Source organism: Aquincola tertiaricarbonis (assembly GCF_023573145.1).
GTDB lineage: Bacteria > Pseudomonadota > Gammaproteobacteria > Burkholderiales > Burkholderiaceae_C > Aquincola > Aquincola tertiaricarbonis_B.
Genome location: NZ_CP097635.1, coordinates 435,813 through 454,506 on the forward strand (window position 1 = coordinate 435,813; position 18,694 = coordinate 454,506).

20 protein-coding genes are annotated in these 18,694 nt (G+C 70.7%); 13 read left to right on the plus strand and 7 right to left on the minus strand.

The window, feature by feature from the left end:
• Positions 1 to 38: 38 nt before the first annotated feature.
• Entirely contained in the window at positions 39 to 1,841 is a 1,803-nt protein-coding gene (gene mnmC1, locus MW290_RS01985; RefSeq protein WP_250195649.1) for an FAD-dependent 5-carboxymethylaminomethyl-2-thiouridine(34) oxidoreductase MnmC1, read from the plus strand.
• 10 nt (positions 1,842 to 1,851) lie between these two features.
• Here the strand turns inward: mnmC1 and MW290_RS01990 are convergent, their stop codons facing one another.
• Entirely contained in the window at positions 1,852 to 3,888 is a 2,037-nt protein-coding gene (locus MW290_RS01990) for an alpha/beta hydrolase family protein (protein WP_250195650.1), read from the minus strand.
• Between the two features lie 23 nt (positions 3,889 to 3,911).
• Positions 3,912 to 4,571 carry a ribose-5-phosphate isomerase RpiA gene (gene rpiA / locus MW290_RS01995; protein WP_250195651.1) on the minus strand — a complete coding sequence of 220 codons (660 nt, stop codon included), beginning with the start codon at positions 4,569 to 4,571 and terminating at the stop codon, positions 3,912 to 3,914.
• 57 nt (positions 4,572 to 4,628) lie between these two features.
• Here rpiA and MW290_RS02000 point away from each other — a divergent pair, with 57 nt between their 5' ends.
• Complete coding sequence (locus tag MW290_RS02000) at positions 4,629 to 5,687, plus strand: quinone-dependent dihydroorotate dehydrogenase (RefSeq protein WP_250195652.1); 1,059 nt, start codon at positions 4,629 to 4,631, stop codon at positions 5,685 to 5,687.
• A gap of 47 nt (positions 5,688 to 5,734) precedes the next feature.
• Positions 5,735 to 6,328 carry a hemerythrin domain-containing protein gene (locus MW290_RS02005; RefSeq protein ID WP_250195653.1) on the plus strand — a complete coding sequence of 198 codons (594 nt, stop codon included), beginning with the start codon at positions 5,735 to 5,737 and terminating at the stop codon, positions 6,326 to 6,328.
• 24 nt (positions 6,329 to 6,352) lie between these two features.
• Here the strand turns inward: MW290_RS02005 and MW290_RS02010 are convergent, their stop codons facing one another.
• On the minus strand, positions 6,353 to 7,465 hold the full coding sequence (locus MW290_RS02010) for a four-carbon acid sugar kinase family protein (RefSeq protein WP_250195654.1): 1,113 nt from the start codon (positions 7,463 to 7,465) through the stop codon (positions 6,353 to 6,355).
• Entirely contained in the window at positions 7,462 to 8,277 is an 816-nt protein-coding gene (locus MW290_RS02015) for a DeoR/GlpR family DNA-binding transcription regulator (RefSeq protein WP_250195655.1), read from the minus strand. Before MW290_RS02015 ends, MW290_RS02010 begins: the two co-directional genes overlap by 4 nt.
• A 143-nt stretch (positions 8,278 to 8,420) precedes the next feature.
• Here MW290_RS02015 and pdxA point away from each other — a divergent pair, with 143 nt between their 5' ends.
• The 7 genes from pdxA to MW290_RS02050 are packed head-to-tail and all read left to right on the plus strand — an operon-like array spanning position 8,421 to position 14,989.
• Positions 8,421 to 9,440 carry a 4-hydroxythreonine-4-phosphate dehydrogenase PdxA gene (pdxA, locus tag MW290_RS02020; protein ID WP_250195656.1) on the plus strand — a complete coding sequence of 340 codons (1,020 nt, stop codon included), beginning with the start codon at positions 8,421 to 8,423 and terminating at the stop codon, positions 9,438 to 9,440.
• Positions 9,437 to 10,618 carry a sialidase family protein gene (locus MW290_RS02025; RefSeq protein ID WP_375142783.1) on the plus strand — a complete coding sequence of 394 codons (1,182 nt, stop codon included), beginning with the start codon at positions 9,437 to 9,439 and terminating at the stop codon, positions 10,616 to 10,618. The genes pdxA and MW290_RS02025 overlap by 4 nt, the downstream gene beginning before the upstream one ends.
• A gap of 20 nt (positions 10,619 to 10,638) precedes the next feature.
• The gene (locus tag MW290_RS02030; RefSeq protein WP_250195657.1) at positions 10,639 to 11,604 is read left to right on the plus strand and encodes a Bug family tripartite tricarboxylate transporter substrate binding protein; all 966 of its coding nucleotides are present in this window, start codon (positions 10,639 to 10,641) and stop codon (positions 11,602 to 11,604) included.
• Positions 11,605 to 11,631: 27 nt separating this feature from the next.
• Positions 11,632 to 12,759 (plus strand): iron-containing alcohol dehydrogenase, encoded by a 1,128-nt coding sequence (locus MW290_RS02035; RefSeq protein WP_250195658.1) that lies wholly within the window; start codon positions 11,632 to 11,634, stop codon positions 12,757 to 12,759.
• Positions 12,760 to 12,770: 11 nt separating this feature from the next.
• A complete protein-coding gene (locus MW290_RS02040; RefSeq protein WP_250195659.1) occupies positions 12,771 to 13,697 on the plus strand; it encodes a dihydrodipicolinate synthase family protein in 927 nt (308 codons plus the stop codon).
• Between the two features lie 7 nt (positions 13,698 to 13,704).
• Positions 13,705 to 14,379 carry an SDR family NAD(P)-dependent oxidoreductase gene (locus tag MW290_RS02045; protein WP_250195660.1) on the plus strand — a complete coding sequence of 225 codons (675 nt, stop codon included), beginning with the start codon at positions 13,705 to 13,707 and terminating at the stop codon, positions 14,377 to 14,379.
• Between the two features lie 52 nt (positions 14,380 to 14,431).
• Positions 14,432 to 14,989 carry a GNAT family N-acetyltransferase gene (locus MW290_RS02050; RefSeq protein WP_250196701.1) on the plus strand — a complete coding sequence of 186 codons (558 nt, stop codon included), beginning with the start codon at positions 14,432 to 14,434 and terminating at the stop codon, positions 14,987 to 14,989.
• Positions 14,990 to 15,019: 30 nt separating this feature from the next.
• Here MW290_RS02050 and MW290_RS02055 read toward each other — a convergent pair whose 3' ends face one another.
• Positions 15,020 to 15,658, minus strand: coding sequence for a CoA transferase subunit B (locus MW290_RS02055; RefSeq protein WP_250195661.1), 639 nt, complete (start codon positions 15,656 to 15,658; stop codon positions 15,020 to 15,022).
• A gap of 2 nt (positions 15,659 to 15,660) precedes the next feature.
• Positions 15,661 to 16,368 carry a CoA transferase subunit A gene (locus MW290_RS02060; RefSeq protein WP_250195662.1) on the minus strand — a complete coding sequence of 236 codons (708 nt, stop codon included), beginning with the start codon at positions 16,366 to 16,368 and terminating at the stop codon, positions 15,661 to 15,663.
• Between the two features lie 82 nt (positions 16,369 to 16,450).
• Between MW290_RS02060 and MW290_RS02065 the strand changes: the two genes are divergently transcribed.
• The 3 genes from MW290_RS02065 to MW290_RS02075 are packed head-to-tail and all read left to right on the plus strand — an operon-like array spanning position 16,451 to position 18,165.
• Positions 16,451 to 16,888, plus strand: a complete 438-nt coding sequence (locus MW290_RS02065; RefSeq protein WP_310740086.1) for a PaaI family thioesterase — start codon at positions 16,451 to 16,453, stop codon at positions 16,886 to 16,888.
• A 3-nt stretch (positions 16,889 to 16,891) separates the two neighbouring features.
• A complete protein-coding gene (locus tag MW290_RS02070; RefSeq protein ID WP_250195663.1) occupies positions 16,892 to 17,464 on the plus strand; it encodes a LuxR C-terminal-related transcriptional regulator in 573 nt (190 codons plus the stop codon).
• A 26-nt stretch (positions 17,465 to 17,490) separates the two neighbouring features.
• Positions 17,491 to 18,165, plus strand: a complete 675-nt coding sequence (locus MW290_RS02075) for a glutathione S-transferase (RefSeq protein WP_250195664.1) — start codon at positions 17,491 to 17,493, stop codon at positions 18,163 to 18,165.
• A 7-nt stretch (positions 18,166 to 18,172) separates the two neighbouring features.
• Here MW290_RS02075 and MW290_RS02080 read toward each other — a convergent pair whose 3' ends face one another.
• Complete coding sequence (locus MW290_RS02080; RefSeq protein ID WP_250195665.1) at positions 18,173 to 18,682, minus strand: MarR family winged helix-turn-helix transcriptional regulator; 510 nt, start codon at positions 18,680 to 18,682, stop codon at positions 18,173 to 18,175.
• Between the last annotated feature and the right edge of the window lie 12 nt (positions 18,683 to 18,694).

The following is an 18,694-nucleotide window of genomic DNA, read 5'->3' on the forward strand; positions in this document are numbered from 1 at the left end:
CAAGGGCACCTCGGTGCCCTTTTTTCATGGGGCCGGCCATGACGCACGACGACGCCCGGCGCCTGCTGCAGGCAGCCGGCCTGCCCGAGCGCTGGGCCGGGCGGGAGCGCTTCGTGCTGCTGGCGGTGGGCGGCCATGCCGACGCGCTGCTGGCCGCTTTGCGCCAGGCCTGGGAAGGCGATGCACAGCGCTGCCGGCGGCTGCAGGTGGTGCTGCTGCTGACCGAGGCCCAGCCGGTGACGGCGGCCGATGCGCCGAGCGTGCCGGGCCAGCAACGGCTGCCGGCACCGCCGCTGGCCGATGGCAGCGCGATGACCCTCGACCTGCTGCGCCCGCCCAGCCTGCAGGTCGGCCGTGGCGCGCACGAGGGCTTGCGCGAAGGCCTGCGCGCCCTGCGGCTGCAGGCCGACGCGCTGCTGCTGGCCGGCAACGGATGGGACGAGCACCTGCTGCGCAGGCTGGGCAGCCTGGCCGCACCGCAGGCCACCTTGGCTGCCTTCACACCGCAAGGGCTGCCTGCCGGCCTGCAGGCCGCGGGCTTTCGGCTGCAGGCTGGCACGCCGCCGCAGCCGCAGGCCCGCACGACGGCTTGGCTGCAGGCCGACTTCGCGCCCCGCTTTGTGCCGCGACCTGAAGCCGCCACGGGCCCCGCCGCCCCGCCCGGCGACGAGGTGCTGGTGCTGGGCGCCGGCCTGGCCGGCGCCACCTGTGCGCAGGCGCTGGCCCGCGCCGGCCTGCGCGTGACGGTGCTGGAACGCCATGCGCTGCCGGCGCAGCAGGCCTCGGGCAACCCGGGCGGCCTGTTCCACGGCATCGTCAATGCACAAGACGGGCTGCATGCCCGCTTCAACCGCGCGGCCGCGTTGCTGGCCGCACGCAGCTACCGATCGTTGATCGAGTCCACCATCGTGCCGGGCGCCATCGACGGCCTGCTGCGGCTGCAGGCCGACGGCATGGGCGCTGCCGCAATGCAGGCGCAGGCCGATGCACTGGGCCTGCCCACCGACTACGTGCAGGCGGTGGACGCCGCCACCGCCGCCGCGCTGGCCGGCCTGCCGCTGCAGGTGCCCGCCTGGTTCTACCCGGCGGGCGGCTGGCTGAACCCGCGGGCGGTGGTGGCACAGTGCCTGGCGCAGCCCGGCATCACGCTGCGCACCGGCGTGGCCGTGGCCCGCCTGCAGCAGGCCGAAGACGGCCGCTGGCAGGCGCTGGATGGCGAAGGCCAGGTGCTGGCGCAGGCGAGTCAGGTGGTGCTGTGCGCGGCCCACGACACCTTGGCCCTGCTGCCACCGGCCTGCACCGCCGACTGGAAGCTCGGCCGACAACGTGGCCAGCTCACCGTGCTGCCGGCCGGCACGACCGGCCTGCGGCGGCCGCTGCGCCCGGTGGCGGGCGGCGGTTATGTGCTGCCGCTGGCCGATGGCGCGGTGCTGTGCGGCGCCACCGCGCAGCCGGGCGACGACCATGCCGGCCTGCGCGCGCAAGACCAGACGGCCAACCTGGCGCGTTATGCCGCGCTCACCGGCGCCGAGCCACCGCCCGCCGACACGCCCCTGCCCGGCCGCACGGCCTTCCGGCTGCTGGCCGACGACCGGCTGCCGCTCGTGGGCCCTGTGCCGCAGCCCAGCGCACGGCATGAGCAGCCGCGCCGCATCGCCCGCCTGCCGGGGCTGCTGGTGTGCACCGCGCTGGGCTCGCGCGGCATCACCTGGGCGCCGCTGGCGGCCGAGCTGCTGACGGCCTGGGTGACCGGCGGGCCGCCGCCACTGGAAGCGGACCTGGTGGACGCGCTGGACCCGGCGCGCTTCGTGGCGCGGCGGGCCCGCAAATCAACAGGCTGAACCTTTCCCCTCAGCGCAGCGCCAGATGCTGGTCGAGGAAGGCTTCCATCTCGCGGAAGAAGGTCAGCCGGTGCGCCTGCCGGCTCAGGTGGTGGTCGCCGCCGTCCAGCTCCACATAGCGCACGGTCTTGCCGGCGCTGCGCAGGGCATCGGCCATCTGCTGGCTCTGCTCCACCGGCACCGAGCGGTCGACCGTGCCGTGCACCAGCAGCACGGGCGCGCGGATGCGGGCCGCCTGCAGCGCGGGTGACGTGGCGCGCAGCTGCTCACGGTCGCCCCAGAAGCGGCCGATCATGGCCTCGGCGGCCTCACGGCCACCGACGAAGTCGGACTGCGTGAGGATCAGGTCGGGCAGGTTGGACACCCCCGCGAAGCTGATCGCGCAGCGGTACAGCTCGGGCGTTTTCACCGCGCCCATCAGCGCCGCATAGCCGCCGTAGCTGGCGCCGACGATGCACACGCGCCCGCCGTCGGCCACGCGCTGGGCCACCGCCCACTGCAGCGCATCGGTCAGGTCGTCCTGCATCTCCAGGCCCCAGCGCTTGAGGCCGGCCGCCGCGAATGCGCTGCCGTAACCATCGGAACCGCGGAAATTGACCTGCAGCACCGCCAGGCCCCGGCTGGCGAGGAACTCGGTCCAGGTGTCGAAGTCGACGTCGTCCCGCGACTGCGGACCGCCGTGCGGCAGCAGCACCAGCGGCAGCGGCGCGCCGCCATCGCCCAGCCGCCGCCCGGCGGGCAGCGTGACGAACAGGTTCAGCGGCAGCCCGTCCCGCGCCTTCACCGCCACCTGCTGTTTGCCCGCCAGCCCGGCCGGCGCCAGCTCGGGGTAGGTGTCGGCCACCAGGGCGATGGTGCCGGCCTCGCGGTCACCATAGAAGTACTGGCCCGGCTGCCGGTTGCCGCTGGAATACATCAGGAAGTGCTTGCCGTCCTGCGCGATGTTGAAGAGCCGGTTGGCGCGGCCGGGCAGCGCCTGGTTCAGGCCCTTCTGCAAGGCCTGCCAGGGCGGCGACCACAGGAAGCTGTCGCCACCGTCGCCGCCGCTCGCGTCGCCGCCCACCTCACCACCGGCCACGCCCAGCACTTCACCGGTGCCGGGTGCCCGCAGCAGGCCGCCGTCGACGTCGTGCACCGGGTGCGACACCATCAGCTGGCGCGGCAGCGCGGGGTCGTCCAGCCGCACGCCGAAGACGGCGCGTCGGCCCTGGTGCAGCGCACTGACGTACAGCAGTTGCGGGTCGAGGTCGAAGCCCATCGGCCACACGGCCGCATCGTCGCGCGCCGATTTGAAGCGCCACAGCGTGCGCCAGGCGCCGCCGTCCGGCCCCACGGCACGCACTTCCCAGCCTTGCAGCTCGTCGTAGAACAGGCCGGCACGCACCCGGTGCTGTGCATCGGCGATCCAGCGGCGCGCGCCCTTGGCCGGTGCCAGCACCGTGGTGCGGCCACCGGTTTCCACGTTCAGCTTGACCACGCCGGTGGCATCGCGCTCGGCCTCGGGCTGCTCCAGCAGCACATGGCGCCCGTCGCCCGGCAACCAGTCGACCACCCGGTCCTGCAGCTGCGCCGTACGCCGCCCCAGCGTGGCGCTGTTGGGGTTGCGTTCAGAGCGGTTGAGGTCGAGCAGGCCGCCACCATCGGCCTTGACCGAGACCAGCCGCGTTTCCACGGTGCCGGTGAAGTAGCGCTGGCCCGGGAAGCGCAGGCTCACCACCAGGCGATCGTTGCCCACCCAGCGGGCCCAGTTGAAGTGCTGGCGCGTGTTGTCGGTGCTGAGCACCGGCACCAGGCGGCCACCGGCCACCGGGCGCGTGGCCACCACGGTGGTGTCGCCCTGGTTGTAGAGCACGGCGATGCGCTGCCCGTCGGGCGACAGGCTCATGCCGCTGAGCAGCGGCAGGGCCGCGTAGTGCTCCACCGGCGGCCGCACAACCGCCGTCGGTGGGGTGGCCGGTTCAGGCGTGGATTCAGGCTTAGGCTGGGCCAGCAGGGCCGCCGGCAGGCCGACCCCCAGCATCAGCAGCCACAGGGTCTTGTACAGCATCACGGCCTTCCGGCAAGGGTGGTTCAGAACTGCATCGTGCGCACGCCGTCGGCGGTGCCCAGCAGGCACACGCTGGCCTTGTGGCGCGCGAAGATGCCCACGCTGACCACGCCGGGCCACTGGTTGACTTCGGTTTCCATGGCCAGCGGGTCGGTGATGGCCAGGCCGCGCACGTCCAGCAGCGGATGGCCGTTGTCGGTGATCACGCCCGGGCGCAGCGTGGCCTGGCCACCCAGCGCCGCAAAGCGCCGCGTGACCTGGGCACTGGCCGAGGCGATGATTTCCACCGGCAGCGGAAACGCGCCCAGCGTGCGCACCAGCTTCGACGCATCGGCGATGCAGATGAAGCGGTCGGCCAGGTCGGCCACCATCTTCTCGCGCGTGAGCGCGGCGCCGCCGCCCTTGATCATGTGGCCGCGGTGGTCGATCTCGTCGGCACCGTCCACGTACACCGGCAGGCGCTCCACGGTGTTGGCATCGAACACCGGGATGCCGTGGGCGCGCAGCCGCTCGGTGCTTTGCTCCGAGCTGGACACCGCGCCCGCGATCTGGCCCTTGATGGCGGCCAGCGCGTCGATGAACTTGTTGACCGTGGAGCCGGTGCCCACGCCCACGATGCTGCCGGGCACCACGTGCGCCAGCGCCGCCTGGCCGACGAGGGCCTTCAATTCGTCTTGGTTCATGCGCCGATTATCCAAGCCGCGACAGCCCCCTGCCGCGCGCAACGGACAATAGTGACCATGATCCTTCCCTACGCCCTTCCCCGCGCGGTGCTCTTCGGCATGGACGCCGAGCGCGCGCATGAGCTGACGCTCGGCACCCTGGCCCGCCTGCAGAACACCCCCGCCCAATGCCTGTGGGCCCAGGCCCGCGTGGCCGACCCGGTCACCGTGGCCGGCCTGCGCTTTCCCAACCGCATCGGCCTGGCCGCCGGCCTGGACAAGAACGGCCGCTGCATCGACGGCCTGGGCGCGATGGGCTTCGGCTTCATCGAGGTGGGCACAGTCACGCCCAAGGGCCAGCCGGGCAACCCGCAGCCGCGCATGTTCCGGCTGCCGCAGGCCGAGGCGCTGATCAACCGCCTGGGCTTCAACAACGAAGGCCTGGACGCCTTCATCCGCAACGTGCGGCAGGCGCACAGCTTCCGTGCCGCCGGCGGTGTGCTGGGCCTGAACATCGGCAAGAACGCCAGCACGCCCATCGAGCGGGCTGCCGACGACTATCTGGCGTGCCTGGAAGGCGTGTTCGCCCATGCCGACTACGTGACGGTGAACATCAGCAGCCCCAACACGCAGAACCTGCGCTCGCTGCAAAGCGACGAGGCGCTGGACGCGCTGCTGAGCGTGCTGCAGGAACGCAAGCAGGCGCTGGAAGCGGCGCAGGCCGACCGCAGCCGCAAGGTGCCGATGTTCGTGAAGATCGCGCCCGACCTGGACGACACCCAGGTGCGGCTGATCGCGGGCACCCTGCGCCGCACCGGGGTGGACGGCGTGATCGCCACCAACACCACCATCGCCCGCGACGCGGTGCAGGGCCTGCCCCATGCGCAGGAAACCGGCGGCCTGTCGGGCCGGCCGGTGTTCGAGGCCAGCAACCGCGTGATCGCGGCGCTGCGGGCCGAGCTGGGCAGCGGCTACCCCATCATCGGCGCCGGCGGCGTGATGAGCGGCGCCGACGCCCGCGCCAAGCTGGCGGCCGGGGCCGACCTGGTGCAGGTGTACACCGGCCTGATCTACCGCGGGCCGGCGCTGGTGCGCGAAGCGGCGCTGGCGATGCGCGGGCCCATCGGCGCGGCTTGATCCAGATCAGCCCGGGGCATGGCCGGGCTGCCTACAGTGGCAGCACCATGCCCAAGACCGTCGACATCATCCGCCAGGAGCATGCCGCGCTCGCGGCCATGCTGCGATCCATCCTGCTGCTGCTGTCGCAGTCGCGGCGCGAGCACACGCTGCCCGACTTCGGCGCCCTGCGGGCCATGCTGTTCTACGTGGACGAGTTTCCCGAGCAGCGCCACCACCGCAAGGAATCGGAGCTGCTGTTTCCCAAGCTGCGTGCCCGCACGCCGCTGTCGCGCGACCTGCTGGACGAGCTGGACCACCAGCATGCCCGCAGCGAACGTGCGGTGCGCGACGTGGAGCATGCGCTGCTGGGCTTCGAGATGATGGGCGAGGCCCGCCGCGGCCCCTTCGAGCGCGCGGTGCAGTGGTACGTGGACCACTACCGCGCCCACATGGCACTGGAAGAGCAGCAGATGCTGCCGCTGGCCGAACGGGTGCTGACCGCGGCCGACTGGGCCGAGCTGGACGAAGCCTTCAGCGAGAACCGCGACCCCTTCGCCGGCCACGAGCCCTCGCCCGACTATGCGGCGCTGTACACCCGCATCGTCAACCTGGTGCCGGCGCCGATCGGGCTGGGGCCACCGATGGCTGCGGGCGGCTGAGCGGCGCTGAAAACGGCTTGTCGTTCAGGCCTGCGTCACCGCCCGCAGCATCTCGCTCAGGTCCGCTTCATCGCCAAAGGCGCCGGAGCGGGAGTGGCAGACCACGCCCGACCAGCGGCCGCCCACCAGCTGCGCGCAGCCCCAGCCCGCACGCCGAGCGGGCTGCGTTTGCAGGTGTTGCACGCCGGTGGCGCGGCAGATGGCCAGCAAGGTGTCGCCGCCGATGACCAGCAGTGTGCTGGGCGGCGCGATGCGCTGCACCAGCGTGGCCAGCTGGGCCTGCAGCAGCTCAGCGGCTTGAGCGGGTGTCAGGCTTTGCAGGGGCGACAGCTCCAGCAGCGCCTGGCCGAAAGGGGCGGCCAGGCGCTGGCAGGCGCTTGAAAACTCGGCCTCGTCGCCTTCGCGCACCCGCACCGCATCGGGCCGTTGCCCGCGCAGGTGCGCCCACTGGCGCCGCACCACGGCATGGTGGCTGGCGCCGAGCATCAAGACGCCTGTGCTTGACAGCTTCGCGGCCGGCTCGGCCCGCGCGGCAGGCAGGCTGCCCCGATGCGCCGCCAGCGCCTGCGCCAGCCCGGCGCTGCCGCACCACAGGCGCCGCCGGGGCGGTGTACCAGCGGCGACCAGGCCCTCAGCCACCAGGCGCTGCAGATCGGCATCGGTGCGCACGTCGGGCACGTGCAGGCGCGGCCCTGTGTCGTCTCCGCCCAGGCCCACCGCCGCGAAGGAAGCGGGTATCGCATCGACCACGGTGGTCGGCTGCCCGCCCGTCATCACCAGGTGCCGGCCGCCCACCGTGATGCGCCCTTGCGCGGGGTAGGCCGGCGCAAAGACCAGCTCGTCAAAGCCGCCTGCCCGCGCCAGGTAGGCGCATTCGGCGAAGGTGTTGCCCCGCAGCAGGCTGTCCACCTTCTTGAAGGCCATGTCGCCCCCCCCGAACCAGTCGACCAGACCGGCCAGCTGCGCCGGCAGTTCCGTCGGCGGCACGTCGCGGGTGGGCGTGGCCACGGCCACCACGTCGGCCGCTGCGCCCACAGGCACGCGCCCCAGCCCCACCGGCACGCTGCCGTCAAAGGCGGCTGCGCTGTCCAACGCGCCGGTCAGGTCGTCGGCCAGCAGGCGGACGCCATGCGTCATGGCTTCACACGCAGCAGATCCACGCCCAGCGTGCGCACCTGCTCCACATCGGCCTCGCTGATGGCATCGTCAGTCAGCACCTGGTCGAAGGTGCGCAGCGGCAGCACACGCATCAAGGCCGCAGCGCGGAACTTGGAGGCATCGACCAGCAGGCGCCGCACCCGCGCCGATTGCGCGAATGCGCGCTTGACGGCGGCCACCTCGGCCGAGGTTTCGCTCAACATGCCGGCGTTGACGGCATGTGCGCCGCACAGCAGCACGTCGGCGCTGATGGCCGCCGCGCCCTCGATGACCGAGGGCCCCAGCACGGTGGTGAAGCCCGGCCGCAGCTGGCCGCCCAGCACATGCACCTGGATGCCGGGCGCCGCGCCCAGCACCTGCGCGATGGCCAGGTCGTTGGTGACCGCGGTCAACGGGATGTTGCGGGCCACCACCGCACGCGCGGCTTCCAGCACCGTGGTGCCGCTGTCGAAGATCACGCTCTGGTGCGGCTCCAGCGCCGCGGCGGCGGCCATGCCGATGGCGCGCTTTTCCGCCGGCGACAGCTCGGTGGCGGCATGCGCGTCGGGCTCGAAGGCGCTGTAGCCCTGCTGCTTGAGCAGCGCGCCGCCGTGCGTGCGCTCCACCACGCCGTCGGCCGCCAGGCCGTCCAGGTCGCGGCGCAGCGTGGACTGAGAGACGGCCAGCGCCTGCTCCAGCTGCGGCAACGTGACGGCGCCGTGCGAGCGCAGGAACTCGACGATGCGCTGGCGGCGCTGGGCAGGCAGCAGGCCACCCTGAAGGACTTCGAGGCTGGTGGTTTTCGATGTCATGCGCTTGATTCTGAAAGATTGTGGCGAGTTTACCGCCAAGGGTTTGCACTAACTTGGAAGATCTTGAAAGCTTTTGAGCGAATGCGCATACTTTCAGCCATCGGTGGCGGATCTTCTGCCACAGCCCGTCACAAGGAACCTGCATGACCATGAACCCTGGCGTTGCCCGCATCGCCATCACGATGGGAGATCCGGCCGGCATCGGCCCCGAGATCATCGTCAAGGCCGCCCATGCCATGCGCGATCGCATCGAGTCCGGTCGCCTGGCGCTGCAGGTGGTGGGAAGCGCCCGTGCGTTGGAAGAAGCCGAAGCGCAGCTGGATCTGCCCCGCCTGGCCACGCCGCTGTACGAAGCCATCGATGTCGGCCCCGTGACCGATCGGCTGGAGGTGGGCAAGGTCGGCGCCGCCGGTGGCGAGTGGGCCTTTCGCGCGGTGGAACGGGCGGTGCGCCTGGCCCAGGGCGGCCAGGCCGATGCCATCGTCACCGCGCCGCTGTCCAAGGAGGCGCTGCACATGGCCGGCCATCCGTTCGAGGGCCATACCGAGCTGCTGGCCCACCTGACCGGCCAGCGCGACGCGGTGATGATGCTGGCGCACGACGCGATGCGGGTGTCGCACGTCACCACGCACTGCGCGCTGTCCGAAGTGCCCAAGCGGGTGACGCCGCAGCGCCTGCAGCGGGTGTTCGAGGTCACGCTGGCGGCGCTGCGTTCGCTGGGCATTGCGCAGCCGCGCATCGCGGTGGCGGGCCTGAACCCGCATGCCGGCGAAGGCGGCATCCTGGGCAGCGAAGACGATGCGGTGGTGCGCCCGGCCATCGAGCGCTTCGCGGCACAAACCGGCGTGGACATCAGCGGCCCGATCCCGGGCGACACGGTGTTCATCAAGCTGCGCGCCGGCCAGTACGACGCGGTGGTGGCCATGTTCCACGACCAGGGTCACATCCCGGTGAAGCTGCTGGGCTTCAACGTCGACCCGGCCACCGGCAAGTGGCAGGCGATCAGCGGCGTCAACATCACGCTGGGGCTGCCCATCCTGCGCACCTCGGTCGACCACGGCACCGCCTTCGACATCGCTGGCAAGGGCATCGCCAATGCCGACAGCCTGGTCGACGCGGTGGACTACGCGCTGCGCCTGATCCAGGGGCGGGCCGCGCAATGAATGCCACGCCGTACCCCGCCGGCCGCCTGCACCCGCGTGAGGGCGTGCCGGGCGTGATGGAAGCCGACCTGCCGCCACCGCGCGTGCAATGCCATGCCGCCAACCTGATGACGCTGGGCGACGGCGCGCTGGGCTGCGTGTGGTTCAGCGGCACGCAGGAAGGCGTGGCCGACATCTCGGTGTGGTTCTCGCGCCTGGCGCCCGACAGCGACACCTGGAGCGAGCCGGTACAACTGTCGCAAGACCCCACACGCTCGGAGCAGAACCCCATCCTGTTTCCGGCGCCCGACGGCCGGCTGTGGCTGATCCACACCGCGCAGCGCGCCGGCAACCAGGACACCGCCCTGGTGCGCTGCCGCATCTCGGAGGATCACGGCCGCACCTGGGGGCCGACGCGCGACCTGTTCACCCAGGCCGGCATCTTCGTGCGCCAGCCGGTGGTGGTGCTCGACAACGGCGACTGGCTGCTGCCCATCTTCCACTGCCCCACCGAGCCGGGGCAGAAGTGGGCCGGCCACGACGACACCAGCGCGGTGATGATCTCGCCCGACCACGGCGCCAGCTGGCACGAAGTGCCGGTGCCCGAAAGCACCGGCTGCGTGCACATGAGCATCGTGCCTGGCCGCCGGCCGGGCGAATTGATCGGCTTTTTCCGCAGCCGCTGGGCCGACCATGTGTACCGCAGCGTGTCCACCGACCGCGGCCGCCACTGGACGGCGCCGCAGCCCACCGAGCTGCCGAACAACAACTCGTCCATACAAGTCGCGCGGCTGGCCAGCGGTGCGCTGGCCATCGTCTTCAACCAGAGCAGCGCCGCCGACGCCACCGAACGCCGTGCCTCGCTGTACGACGAGATCGACGATGGCGACGGCCGCACCGAGGCCGTGGCCCGCGGCCGCAGTGCCTTCTGGGGCGCACCGCGCGCGCCGATGACGGTGGCGCTGTCCGACGACGACGGCCTGACCTGGCCGCACCGCCAGCACCTGGAAACCGGCGATGGCTACTGCATGAGCAACAACTCGCAGCAGCAGCTCAACCGCGAGTACTCCTACCCCTCGATCCACCAGAGCGCCGACGGTGCCCTGCAGATCGCCTACACGGTGTTCCGCCAGCGCATCCGCCACCTGCGGCTGACGGAAGCCTGGGTGCGCCAGGCACCCGCCCAGCCCCACGCCTGAACAACAACGGAGACATGTCCATGAACCGCAAGACCTTCCTGGCTGCCGCCATCGGCGCCGCGCTGTCCATCGCCGCCGGTGCCGCGCTCGCCCAACCCTACCCGGCCAAGCCGATCACGCTGGTGATCCCCTTCCCGCCCGGCGGCACGCTGGACACCGTGGGCCGCGCGCTGGCGCAAAAGCTCGGCCAGCAGATGGGCCAGACCATCGTGGTGGACAACAAGCCGGGTGGCGCCGGCACCATCGGCGCGATGGCGGTCAAGCAGGCCAAGGCCGACGGCTACACGCTGCTGTTTTCGCCCTCCACCCATACCACCACGCCGATGACGATGAAGGCGGCGCCGTACGACGTGGTCAAGGACTTCACGCCCATCGCGCTGGTGGCCAAGGCGCCGCTGGCCATCGCCTTGAACAAGAACCTGCCGATCACCGACGTGAAGTCTCTGCTGGCGTATGGCAAGGCCAACCCCGGCAAGCTGAGCTTTGCGATCGGCTCCACAGGCTCGGCCGGCCACCTGTCCACCGAGTTGCTGCGCCGCGCCGGCGGCATCGAGTACCTGATCGTGCCGTACAAGGGCTCCGCACCGGCCTACCAGGACCTGGTCGGCGGCCAGATCGACGGCTTCGTCGACCCGATCCTGGGCTCGTCTTCCTTTGCCAAGGCCGGTCAGCTGAAGGTCATCGCCGTCACCTCCAAGAGCCGCCTGCCCAGCCTGCCCGACGTGCCGGCCGTGGCCGAGACCATCCCCGGCTACGAGTTCTACAGCTGGTACGGCCTGTGGGCGCCGGCCGGGCTGCCGGCCGAGCTGGCCGACAAGCTCAATGCCGAGGTGAACAAGGCCCTGGCCACCGACATGCGCGAGCGGCTGGAGTCGCAAGGCCTGCTGCTCACCCCCGGCACCATCGCCGACTTCGTCGCCTTCCAGAGGGAAGACATGGCGCGCTCGGCCAAGATCATCAACGACGCGCACATCCGCGCCGAGTGACCGACACACCCCCATGAGGAAGCAGCCATGAATCCCCTGGCCCACCGCATACCCCTGGTGCTGCCGCCGGTCGAGTTCGGCACCGGCGCCCTGGCCAGCCTAGCCGCCTTCGCCCGCGAGCGCGGCGCCCGCCGGCCGATGGTGGTGGCCGACGCCTTCAACGCCCAGCGGGTGGACCTGCTCGGCCTGCCCGGCGAAGTGATCCTGTTCGGCGAGGTGGTGCCCGAGCCCGACGTGCCCAACCTGGACAAGGCGCTGGCCATGGCCCGTGAAGCGAAGCCCGACCTCATCGTCGGCTTCGGCGGCGGCAGCGCGATGGACGTGGCCAAGCTGGTGGCGGTGCTCACGCTGGGCTCGCAGACGGTGCACGAGGTGGTCGGCCCCGACAAGGTGCTGGGACCGCGGTTGCCGCTGGTGCAGGTGCCCACCACCGCGGGCACCGGCAGCGAAGTGGGCATGCGGGCGCTCGTGAGCGACCCCGCCACCCGCAACAAGCTGGCCGTGCAAAGCCGGCTGATGCTGGCCGACCTGGCCATCGTCGACCCCGCGCTGACGATGAGCGTGCCCGCCTCGCCCACCGCCGCCGCCGGCATCGACGCGATGACCCACTGCGTGGAGGCGCTGACCAACCGCAAGGCGCATCCGGCCATCGACCTGTACGCGCTGGAAGGCATCCGCCTGGTGGGCCAGCACCTGCCGGCCGCGGTGCGCGACGGCAGCGATGCACAGGCCCGCGCGGGCCTGGCGCTGGCCGCGCTGTACGGGGGCATCTGCCTGGGGCCGGTGAACACCACGGCGGGCCATGCAGTGGCCTATCCGCTGGGCACGCGCCACCACATCGCCCACGGCCTGTCGTGCGCGGTGATCTTTCCGCACACGCTGGCTTTCAACGCCCCCGTGGTACCCGAACGCACGCAGGCCGTGCTGCGCGCCATGGGCCTGGGCGACGACCTTCGCGAAGCCGCGATCGTCGACCGGGCCAGCCAGTGGTGCGCGCAGCAGGGGGTGGAGATGCGCATGTCGCGCCTGGGCATTCCCGAGCACGACCTGGACACCATGGCCGACGAGGCCTTCAACATCCGCCGACTGCTGGACAACAACCCGCGCGAGATCAGCCGCGACCAGATTCGCGCGATCTACCAAGCCGCCTTCTGAGGACCACCGACATGGCCAACGACCTTCATCCGCGCGGCGTCTTCTGCGCTGCCCTCACCCCGGTCGATGCCGACTTGCGGCCCGACCATGCACGCTTCGTCGAACATTGCCGCCGGCTGGTGGCCGATGGCTGCACCGGCGTGGCCATCCTGGGCACCACCGGCGAAGCCAATTCGTTTTCCACCGGCGAGCGCAAGGCCCTGCTGGAAGCTGCGATCGAAGGTGGCCTCAAGCCCCAGCAACTGCTGCCCGGCACCGGCGTCACCGCCCTGACCGAGACGGTGGAGCTGACGCGCCACGCCTTGTCGATGGGCGTGGACACGGTGGTGATGCTGCCGCCCTTCTACTACAAGGACGTGAGCGAAGAAGGCCTCTTCGCCGCCTATGCCGAGACCATCGAGCGCGTGGGCGACGCGCGGCTGCGCGTGGTGCTGTACCACATCCCGCAGGTGTCGGCCCTGCCCATCCCCTTCGGGCTGATCGAGCGACTGCGGGCGCGCTACCCGGACACCGTGGTCGGCATCAAGGACTCGGCCGGCAAGCTGGACAACATGACTGCGATGGTCGATCGCTTCCCGGGCTTTGCGGTGCTGTCGGGCGCCGACCCGCTGATGCTGCCGCTGCTGCGCGCGGGCGGTGCCGGCGCCATCACCGCCACCACCAACCTGGTGGCCGCCGATCTGGCCTTCGTCTACCGCCACCATGCCGACCCGGCACGTGCGGCCGAAGTCGAGGCCGCCCAGGCGCGCGTGGTGGCCATGCGCACGCTGGCTTCCATCTACGCGCAGATGGCGTCGCTGAAGACGCTGCTGGCTGCCCGCACCGGGCACGACGGCTGGCGCCGGCTGCGGCCGCCGCTGCTGGCGCTGGATGCTGCTTCGGCGCAAGACCTGCTGCAGCGCCACCAAGCGCTGCTGGCCAGTCAGCGCGGCCAGTGAGGTGAGCATGCGCCCGACGGCCGTCGTCACCGGCGCCAGCTCCGGCATCGGCCTGGCGATCGTGCAGCGCCTGCTGGCCGATGGCTGGCAGGTCATGGGCCTGAGCCGGCGGCCGCCCGAGCTGCAGCACGCGTGCTACGAGCACCGGCCCGTGGACCTGCTGGACCGGCCCGCACTGGCACAGGCGCTGGAAGGCCTGCGCTGCGATGCGCTGGTGCATGCGGCGGGCGTGCTCAAGACCGGCCGCCTGGGTGAGCTGCAAGCGGCCGATGGCAGCGCCATGTGGCAGCTGCACGTGGCCGCCGCCGAAACGCTGGCCCAGGCCCTGGTCGGCCACATGCCCGAGGGCGGCCGCATCGTGCTGATCGGCAGCCGCACCGCCACCGGATCGCCCGGCCGCAGCCAATATGCGGCCAGCAAGGCCGCCCTGGTGGCCATGGCCCGCTCCTGGGCCGCCGAACTGGTGCCGCGGCGCATCACCGTCAACGTGGTGGCCCCCGCCGCCACGCAAACCCCGATGCTGGCCGACCCCGCCCGTGCGGGCGTGCAGCCCAAGCTGCCCCCAATGGGCCGCTTCATCCAGCCGACCGAAGTGGCCGCCACCACGGCCTTCCTGCTGTCGGAAGGCGCCGCGTCCATCACCGGCCAGCAGATCGTGGTCTGCGGGGGGGCGTCGTTGTAAGGGCCGGAACCTTGGGTTCCAATGCGTGGCGTTGCCCATCAACGCCGACCCCATGCTCACGATCCAACCAGCGCGATTTCCCGACGAACGAGACGACGTCGTCGCCATCTTCCAGGAGTACGTGCGAAGCCCGTCGGTCAGCCTGGACTTCCAGGACTACCAGCAGGAGTTCGCCACACTGCCCGGCGCTTACGCATCACCGGAAGGCTGCTTGCTGTTGGCGCGTGAAGGCGCTGCCGTGCTGGGCTGCGCTGCCATGCGACGGATCGATGCGACGACCTGCGAAATGAAGCGGGTGTATGTGCGGCCGGCGGCGCGCGGCAAGCAGCTTGGCCGCCGGCTGGTCGAAGCGATCCTCGCCGAAGCGAGGACGGCGGGCTACGCGCGCATCTGCCTCGACGTGCTACCCGAATTCGTGGCTGCGCAGCAGCTGTATGCCTCGCTGGGGTTCAGGTCCGCGGAGGCTGTCAGCTTCAACCCGGTTCCGGGCACCCGTTTCTTGGCGCTGGCGCTGCAGCAGCCAGAAGACGAACTGCTGGAAGCCATGGCCGAGATCCAGCGGGGAGACACCGTTCCGCTGGACGAGCTGTTGACTTCTTTGCCCCGGTAAGAGGCCCTGCGGCCCCACCGGGTCATGGGCTCACTGCAAGGGCACACCCGTCTTCTGCTGCAGTTCCTCGCGCGTCACGCCCGGGGCGATCTCCACGACCTTCAGGCCTTGCGGGGTCACGTCCATCACGGCCAGGTCGGTGATGATGCGGTTGACCACGCCCACACCCGTCAGCGGCAGGGTGCACTGGGGCAGGATCTTGAGGTCGGTGGTGCCGTCCTTCTTGCGGGCCACGTGCTCCATCAGCACGATGACGCGCGGCACGCCGGCCACCAGGTCCATCGCGCCGCCCATGCCCTTGACCATCTTGCCGGGGATCATCCAGTTGGCCAGATCGCCCTTCTCGCTCACCTGCATCGCGCCCAGGATCGAGAGGTTGATCTTGCCGCCGCGGATCATCGCGAAGCTGTCGTGGCTGCCGAAGATGCTGGAGCCCGGGATGGTGGTCACGGTCTGCTTGCCGGCGTTGATCAGGTCGGCGTCCACCTGGTCCTCGGTCGGGAACGGGCCGATGCCCAGCATGCCGTTCTCGCTTTGCAGCCACACCTCGATGCCGGGCGGCTGGTGGTTGGCCACCAGCGTGGGCAGGCCGATGCCCAGGTTCACATAGAAGCCGTCCTGCAGTTCGGCCGCGGCCTTGGCGGCCATCTCGTCATGCGTCCAGGCCATGGTCAGGCTCCCTTCTTCTCAGTGATGGTGCGCTTTTCGATGCGCTTCTCGGGCGTGGCATTGACCACGATGCGGTGCACGTAAATGCCGGGCAGGTGGATGTCGTCGGGATCGATGTCGCCGGTTTCCACCAGATGCTCCACTTCCACCACGGTGAACTTGCCGGCCATCGCGCAGGCCGGGTTGAAGTTGCGCGCGGTGCGGCGGAACACCAGGTTACCGCTCTTGTCGGCCTTGTAGGCCTTGACCAGCGCCACGTCGGGGTTGAGCGCGCGCTCCATCACGTAGACATGGCCGTCGAACTCGCGGGTTTCCTTGCCTTCGGCCACCAGGGTGCCCACGCCGGTGCGCGTGAAGAAGGCGGGGATGCCGGCGCCACCGGCGCGCAGCTTCTCGGCCAGCGTGCCCTGCGGCGTAAATTCGAGCTGCAGCTCGCCGGCCAGGTACTGGCGCTCGAACTCCTTGTTCTCGCCCACGTAGCTGGAGATCATCTTCTTGATCTGCCGCGTCTCCAGCAGCTTGCCGAGGCCGAAGCCGTCGACGCCCGCGTTGTTCGAGATCACGGTCAGGTCCTGCACGCCGCTGGCCTGCAGCGCATCGATCAGCGCCTCGGGGATGCCGCAGAGGCCAAAGCCCCCGACTGCCATCAACTGGCCACTCTTGACCACCCCATCGAGTGCCGCTGCGGCACTAGGGAAAACCTTGTTCATCTGCAAGCTCCTGGAACGGGACGCGCGAGCGTACTACGTATAGGATTAAGTAACAGATACGCAGAATCGCCTAAGGAGGAGCATGGACAAGAAGCCGCGGCCTGTCACGGCCATGGACATCGGCGGCCTGCAGGCAGCACTGGCCGAGTTGTTCGCGCCCTGGGTGCGTGAGCTCGACCTGCGCGTCACCGCCTGCGAGCCTGGCAGCGTGACGCTGCAGCTGCCCGTCACGCCCCACCACGTGCATGGCGGCGGCGTGCTGTGCGGCCAGACGCTGATGGCCGCCGCCGACACCGCCATGGTGCTGGCCGTGATGACGAAGCTGGGCGGCTTCCAGCCCATGACCACGGTGCAGCTGCAGACCAGCTTCCTGCGCGCGGTGCCGGGCGACGCCGGACATGCGCAGGTGGTGGCGCGGGTGCTGAAGATGGGCCGCAGCCTGGTGTTCGGCAGCATCGACATCCACACGCCCGACGGCCAGCTGGCGGCGCAGGCCGCCACCACCTACGCACTGCTGTAGACCATGAGCGCGATCGCCGAACTGCCGCTGGACTACCGCACCGCGTTCGACCAGGCACCGGTGGGCCTGGTGATGTCGCGCCACCGGCTCATCGTGGACTGCAACCGCCAGGTGCTGGAGATCTTCGGCGCCACGCGGGACGACCTGGTCGGCCATTCCTTCGAGCGGCTTTACCCCACGCACGACGAGTTCGAGCGCACCGGCGCCCGCATCATCGCCAGCCTGGGCCCCGGCGGCCGCTATGCCGACGAGCGGGTGATGAAGCGCCTGGGCGGCAGCGCGGCCGGCGAGCTGTTCTGGTGCCATGTGTCGGGCCGCGCGCTGGACCCCAGCCGCCCGCATGCGGCGGGCATCTGGTCGTTCGAAGACCTCTCGGCCCAGCGCCGCGTGGGCTGTGAGCTCACCGCGCGCGAACGCGAGATCTCCGCCCTGCTGATCGATGGCCTGACCAGCAAGCTGATCGGCAAGAAGCTGGGCATCAGCCCCCGCACGGTGGACGTGTACCGTGCGCGCCTGATGCGCAAGTACTCGGCCGCGACCACGCCCGAACTCGTGCACAAAATGCTGCGCGCCTGAGCGCTTCAGACCATACCCTTCACACGATGATCACCGTCCACCACCTCGAAAACTCCCGTTCGCAGCGCGTGCTGTGGCTGCTGGAAGAAATGGGCCTGCCCTACGAGCTGCGCCGTTATGCGCGCGACAAGCAGACCATGCTGGCCCCGCCCGAGCTGCGCCAGGTGCATCCGCTGGGCAAGTCGCCCGTCATCACCGATGGCGAGATCACCATGGCCGAGTCGGGCGCCATCATCGAGTACCTGACCCAGGCCTACGAACAGGGCGCGGCGCTGGTGCCCCCGCGCGGCAGCGCCGAGTGGCGGCGCTACGTGTACTGGCTGCACTTCGCCGAAGGCTCGCTGATGCCGCCGCTGCTGCTCAAGCTCATCTTCAACAAGGTGCGCTCGGCGCCGATGCCGTTCTTCGTCAAGCCCATCGCCCGCGGCATCGCCGACAAGGTGTCGGCCTCCTTCGTCGACCCCAATCTGCAGCGGCTGCTGGCCTTCATGGAAGGCGAACTGGCCGGCCGGCCCTGGTTCGCGGGTGAGCAGTTCACCGCCGCCGACGTGCAGATGAGCTTTCCGCTGGAAGCCGCAGCCTCGCGCGGCGGGCTGGACAGCCGCTACCCCAACCTCACCACCTGGCTGGCGCGTGTGCATGCGCGGCCGGCGTACAAGCAGGCGCTGGACAAGGGCGGGCCGTACAGCATCCCCGGCTGAAACCTGCTCAGCCCCGCTGAGCCACCCGGTTCAGCAGGCCGACCAATTGCGCGCGCTCGGCCGCTGACAGGTCGGCGGCGATGCGCTCCTCGTACTCGGCCATGCGCAGCCGCAACTGCTCCATCGTGGTCCGGCCGGTGGCCGTCAAGGCCAGCAGGTAGCGGCGCCGGTCGCCGGCCACGTCCAGCCGGCACACCAGGCCGGCGGCTTCCAGCGCGTCCACCATCTTCAGTGCACTCGGCCCGGCGATGTCCAGGCTGCGCGCCAGCTTGGTCTGGTTCATGTCGGGGTCGGTGGCAATCAGCGACAACGCCGTCACCCGCGCCGGCGTCAGGCCCAGGTCGCCCAGCATGTCGAAGAACAGCGTGTACATGCGCACCTGCGCCAGGCGCAGCGCGTAGCCCAGCGAGCCGGTCTGCAGGTCGAAGCGGGCCAGCCCGTCTTCTTCCGGCGCGGCGGCTCGCGGTCGCCGGCTCCCCCGCGGGGCGGCAGACACCTTCTTGCTTGCAGCGGGCATGCGACCGACTTT